This is a genomic window from Alcanivorax sp. HI0044 (genome assembly GCF_001634945.1).
Genome location: NZ_LWEZ01000139.1, coordinates 1 through 958 on the forward strand (window position 1 = coordinate 1; position 958 = coordinate 958).

The following is a 958-nucleotide window of genomic DNA, read 5'->3' on the forward strand; positions in this document are numbered from 1 at the left end:
GCCGTTTTCCAGGCCCAGAGAGCGCATCAGGTTGCGAATCTTGTCTGATGCGAAGATACGCATCAGGTCATCTTCCATGGACAGGAAGAAGCGGGTGTAACCCGGATCCCCCTGACGCCCCGCACGGCCTCGCAGCTGATTATCGATACGGCGGGACTCATGACGCTCGGTACCAATAATGTGCAAACCGCCGGCTTCCATGACGGTATCGTGGTTCGCCTGCCACTCGGCACGAATTTTCTCCGCTTCTGCCTCGGACGGGGTATCCATATGCTTGATCTGCTCTTCGGGATTACCGCCGAGCACAATATCCGTCCCCCGACCCGCCATATTGGTGGCAATGGTGACCGCTCTCGGCCGGCCGGCCTGGGCAATAATCTGGGCTTCGCGCTGATGGAACTTGGCGTTCAGTACCTCGTGGGCGATCTTGTCCTGCTTCAAACGCTTGGACAGATACTCCGACGCTTCAATGGTGGCAGTACCCACCAGCACCGGCGCACCTTTAGCCACCGCCTCGGTCACTTCCTTGACGATAGCGTCGAATTTTTCTTGCAGGCTCAGGTACACCAAATCATTGGCGTCAATCCGCACCATGGGTTTGTTGGTGGGGACCACCACCACATCCATGCCATAAATCTGGCGGAATTCCAGCGCCTCGGTGTCCGCGGTACCGGTCATGCCGGACAGCTTGTTATACAGGCGGAAATAGTTCTGGAAGGTGGTGGACGCCAGGGTCTGGTTTTCCTGCTGGATATTCAGCCCTTCTTTGGCCTCGATGGCCTGATGAATACCTTCGGACCAGCGACGCCCCGGCATGGTACGGCCGGTGTGTTCATCCACGATCACGATCTGGTCGTTCTGAACGATGTAATCCCGGTCGATGTGGAACAGGGCATGGGCTTTCAGCGCCGCATGCACATGATGCAGCAGCGCCAGGTTATGGGCCGCGTACAGGCTT

Annotated in this window: 1 pseudogene; it reads right to left on the minus strand. The window is 57.7% G+C overall.

The features are described 5' to 3' along the window. Positions 1-958: pseudogene (gene secA / locus A3730_RS01730) on the minus strand (preprotein translocase subunit SecA); the annotation flags it as partial.